This window comes from Planktosalinus sp. (assembly GCF_059864935.1).
Genome location: NZ_JCBCCK010000027.1, coordinates 1 through 4645, shown reverse-complemented (window position 1 = coordinate 4645; position 4645 = coordinate 1). Strand labels below are relative to the sequence as shown.

Below are 4645 nucleotides of genomic sequence, written 5' to 3'. Positions count from 1 at the left end.
TGTTTTCATATTAGTAAGTTTTTAAAGTATAAAAATACCCATTTTTTAGTACATCTTATATTATGATATGATTATAAAACGATTAAGTGTAAGACTTTTCGATAACGGTTGTTTTTAATCGGTGAAGTGAACTTTGCTGAAGTGGCAAAAATCCACTTCAACACAGTCAGTGATAACCCCATAACCATTGAGGAAGCCATTGATGGACATAAAAGCAACGTTGCTATGCTTTCTGATTTTGGATTTAAAGAAGATAGCAGCGAATTTGAGCGAGTCATTACCGATGATGACGAAATGTGGGTAAACTTTTGGGGAACTTGGTATGGCGTGGTTGCCGCAACCGGCAAGCGCGTTGAAATTCCTGTTCACCTTACCGCACGCTTTGTAGATTCAAAAGTGGTGACTGAGTATGGCTACTGGGACAATCTGCCTATTTATCTTGCTCTTAATGAGGCGGCTGCACAAGAAGAAGAAGAAGAAGAAGAAGAAGAAGAAGAAGAAGAAGAAGAAGAAGAAGAAATTGATGAAACTGCAGAAGAAACGGAAGAATAACCTATTGGGGTATTCGGACTTTTCGGTGAAATAAAACGGAACTCAATATCACCGCAAAGGCGCGAAGGGCGCAAAGATTTTTTACCAGTAAGACATTAAGGTTAGTTAAGCGTATAATTCTTAATGTTACTTAATGTCTTAATGGTTTAATTATAAAGTGTATGTATTCAACTGAACCCTCTCCTTATCTCCTTGTCACCCCTTCTCCTTGTCTCCCTGTCGTCACTCCGAAGGAGACCAACTCACCACCGAGCTAATCGCAAAATGGTCAGAAAGTTCCTCTTTGTGGGTCTGGAATTCGTTTACGGTAAAAGCCCGGTCAGTCAGGATAAAGTCGATGCGCAGCGGGATGTGTTTGATGACAAAAGTTTTGCCCAGTCCTTTACCCCTTTTCGCGAAAGCGTCGTTTTTAGTACCTTTTATTTTTCGGTACACATAGGAGAAGGCCGTGTTGTTTAAATCGGCCATCACGATGGTTTTGTAAGGCGATTTTTTTATGTGTGCTTCTAGAATTTCAGCCTGGTTTTGTTGTTTTTTGAAAGAATTGCCCAGCCTCCTCACAAGTCGTTTGGAACTCTCCTGATCAAAATCGATGTCACTTTCGTTGATTTGCAGCGACTGCAAATGCACATTGTATATGCGAATGGTGTCCTTGCCCTTAACCACATCGGCATAAATGGCGTTGTTTCCTGAGTTTTTAAAATTGAGATTGCCTGAGTTTACAATTGGATATTTTGAATAAATGGCCTGCCCGAAAGAGGGGCTTTCCTTTTGTAACACCACATGCTTGTGAGGATAGGCTTTCAGGTTCACTTTATCTGTGGACGAATACTCCTGAAAACTGATGATGTCGGGATCTTGTCCTGCAATAAACGTGCTGATTTGAGAAGGAATGGCATCATCATTGATCCAGTTGTAGAGATTAAACAGGCGCACATTATAATTCATCACCTTCAGGCTGTTTTCCTTCTGGGGTGGGCTTTCTTTAAAATCAATGCGGTAAAAGGCATTGAACTGCACCGCACAGACCAACAACACGATAAGCGACATCAACATTTGTCGTTTGACACGAAGCACCCAATACACCAAAAAAAGCACGTTAATAAGCAGTAAGGGTGAAACCACCAGGCTCAGTACTGAAAGCAACGGAAAACTATCCGGCGAAATATAAGGGATTAACAACGACATCAACAACCCAAAGGCAAAAATGGAGTTGGCCAGGTAAATGAGTTTATCGATAAGCCCGAGTTTTTTCACGAGTGAGGTTTGTGGTTTGTTGTTTCTGGTTTATTGTTTTTTTATTTTACTTTTTGCAACCGGCTCCCCCCTTTAGGGGGTAAGGGGGTGTCTCATATTTTGGCACTTGATTTTTGGTGCTTATTCGTTTCCAGATTTAAACAAAAAGTCCTTCTCCTCCTTGCTCAGGCTGTCATAACCACTTTTGCTGATTTTATCTAAAATGGCGTCAATTTTTTTCTGCTTGTCGTTTTTATCCTGCTTCTTTGGAGCCGGTTTTTTTGCACTTGTATTTCGGTGTACCGTTCTAAACGGTTTGTTTTTTGCTGAAGTAAATAAGCCCACAAACCAACCCGAAAGCGATTCCCACCACAAACCGATGTCGTTGCCCTTATCCAGTTGTTTGACATAAATATAGCCTAGAAAAGCACCACCAAGATGCGCCAGGTGACCGCCTGTGTTTCCAAGTGGAATCCTGACCAAATCCAACACCACAAAAAACAAGGCGATTTGCCATAGTTTTATTGTGCCCAAGAAAAACAAACGCACGCCCAGATAAGGCACTTTAGTGGCAATGCCCACCAGTATGGCCATCACCGAAGCTGATGCTCCCAATAGAAATGACCTTCCCGTTCCGGAAAAAGCCGGGAATAAATTGTAGCTCAGCATAAACACCAGTGCGCCTGCTATGGCACCCAGAAAATAGAAATTCAGTAAACGCTTGGGCGAAAAATAAGTCAAAAAGAACTGCCCGAAGTAATACAAAATCAGCATATTGAAGAATATATGCCAGATTCCCTGATGCAGAAAAGCATAAGTGATGATACTCCAGGGTTTGTAGAGCATATCCCCTGGGTCTTTAGAAAATACCAGCCATTGTTTTATGGTGTCAAGTGGCATTTCAAACAAAAACAAAATTACCTGTATACCATACATCAATATAAACACCACCGCATTGACAATAATGAGTTTCTCCACCACATTGGCCATCCTGAATTTGTACTTTGCTTGTTCTAGTGTGTTCATTAGGGGTTTATAGTTTGTTGTTTATAGTTTATAGTTGTTGTTAATAGTTTGTTGTTAATATGCTTAACCTTGAACATTGAACCTTGAACATTGAACATTGAACCTTGAACCTTGAACATTGAACCATCAATCCCATCTATTCTGATCAAAACTGTTTTTCTTCCAGTACCACATCGTGATAAACCCGATTACCGCTCCGCCTACATGTGCCCAGTGTGCTATGTTTGAAGGGCCTATTACATTTGTTCCTGTTGCTGCACTGTACAAATCGAAGGCAAAATAAGCCCCGATAAGGTATTTTGCCTTGATGGGAATGGGTATAAAAAACAGGTATAACGGCAAATTGGGATACAATACGGCAAATGCTGCCAAGACACCAAACACCGCTCCCGATGCGCCTACCATACTAGAGGCATAGCTGGAATACAGTTTTGCGGTAACTTCTTCGGAAACGCCTGCAATGGGGTAATACCTTCCGCTTTGCGTAATCATCGTTAAGGTTTCGCGAATTTGTTCCGGACTCGCTCCTGCATTGATATAAGTTTGCCAGGCATCCTGAAAGCCCACATATAAAAACAGTAATTGTAAGGCTGCCGCACCAAAGCCTGCTGAAAAATACAGGAATAAAAACTTTTTCTGCCCGATACTAAACTCCAAATGACTGCCAAACATATACAACATAAACATATTCAAAAATATGTGTGCCGTACTGCCGTGCATAAACATATGAGACACCAACTGCCAATATTCAAACCGCTCGTTGTCGGGGTAATGCAATGCAAAGAGTTCGTAGGCCTGATTACCTAATGACATAGTGCCCACATAAAACAAAATATTGACAATCAATAAAACCTTGACAGTATCTGAAATTCTTCCCATGCTTTAAATCTAATTAAATTTTTTATCAATTTCCCCTAAAGGAATGGTTACTATCACCGGTTTGTTTTCGGGTGAGACTGATGGCTCCTTACAGGCAAAAAGAGTGTTGACTAAATGGTCTTGTTGTTCTTTATTTAAATGCGTCCCTGTTTTAGTTGCCAGTGATTTGGCCAACGATTTGGCCAGTGCATCGTTAAGGCTGTATGAACTCTCGGGCACATCGTGACTTAAATCGCTGAGCAATTGGTCAAAGATTGCTTTGATGTCAGACTCTTTAACTCCTGCCGGAATGCCCTTTATGGTGATGTTTTCGTTTTCAAATTCTTCAAAGCCAAAGCCGGTAAACTCCAGTTGTTCTTTCACCTGTTGCAACAGGTTAATATCATTTTTTGCAAATGAAAACTCCAAAGGAAACAACAATTGTTGGCTGATGGCTTCCTGTATGGTAATGTTTTTTAAAAACTCTTCATACAAAATACGTTCGTGTGCCCGCCTGCGGTGAATGGCTAAAAAACCACTTTTCACCGAAATCAACAGGTATTTGTTGTGCAATGAAAAAATTTGCTGGGTGGAAGTCGATTCCTCATCGGTAAACAAAGAGCCGGTAATCTCCTCACTTTCCAGCTCTATTTCATCGAGGTCAATGGTTTTGCTCGTAATTTCCGGTTGTCCTTCAAGTCCGGTGTAAAGCACTTCCCAAGAGGGAGCTTTTTCCCGTTTAAACGGAAATGTGATGTTTTTTTGAACCGGCTTGGAGTCACTAAACGGATTAAAATCTTTATCCACCTCTATTTGAGGGATGTTGGGTGCCTTTTTTGAGTAATCATAAGGTGTATCCAGCGTTTTGTCCCTGTCAAAGTCCAGAACAGGGGCCACATTAAACTGACCCAGGCTGTGTTTTATGGCCGAGCGAAGCATGGCATAAAGCGTGTGCTCGTCTTCAAATTTCACC

General features: G+C 41.2%; 4 protein-coding genes and 1 pseudogene. 1 reads left to right on the top strand and 4 read right to left on the bottom strand.

The genetic code is table 11. From position 1 onward, the window contains the following. Positions 1 to 141 precede the first annotated feature (141 nt). On the top strand, positions 142 to 552 hold the full coding sequence (locus tag AC6F75_RS01180) for a hypothetical protein (RefSeq protein ID WP_500713094.1): 411 nt from the start codon (positions 142 to 144) through the stop codon (positions 550 to 552). Between the two features lie 222 nt (positions 553 to 774). Here AC6F75_RS01180 and AC6F75_RS01175 read toward each other — a convergent pair whose 3' ends face one another. The 4 genes and pseudogenes from AC6F75_RS01175 to AC6F75_RS01160 form a co-directional block, all read right to left on the bottom strand. Next, a complete protein-coding gene (locus AC6F75_RS01175; RefSeq protein WP_500713093.1) occupies positions 775 to 1809 on the bottom strand; it encodes an endonuclease/exonuclease/phosphatase family protein in 1035 nt (344 codons plus the stop codon). Between the two features lie 120 nt (positions 1810 to 1929). Further along, positions 1930 to 2814, bottom strand: a complete 885-nt coding sequence (locus tag AC6F75_RS01170) for a rhomboid family intramembrane serine protease (RefSeq protein ID WP_500713092.1) — start codon at positions 2812 to 2814, stop codon at positions 1930 to 1932. A 126-nt stretch (positions 2815 to 2940) separates the two neighbouring features. Further along, complete coding sequence (locus AC6F75_RS01165; protein ID WP_500713091.1) at positions 2941 to 3693, bottom strand: rhomboid family intramembrane serine protease; 753 nt, start codon at positions 3691 to 3693, stop codon at positions 2941 to 2943. A 9-nt stretch (positions 3694 to 3702) separates the two neighbouring features. After that, positions 3703 to 4645: pseudogene (locus AC6F75_RS01160) on the bottom strand (DNA mismatch repair MutL family protein); the annotation flags it as partial.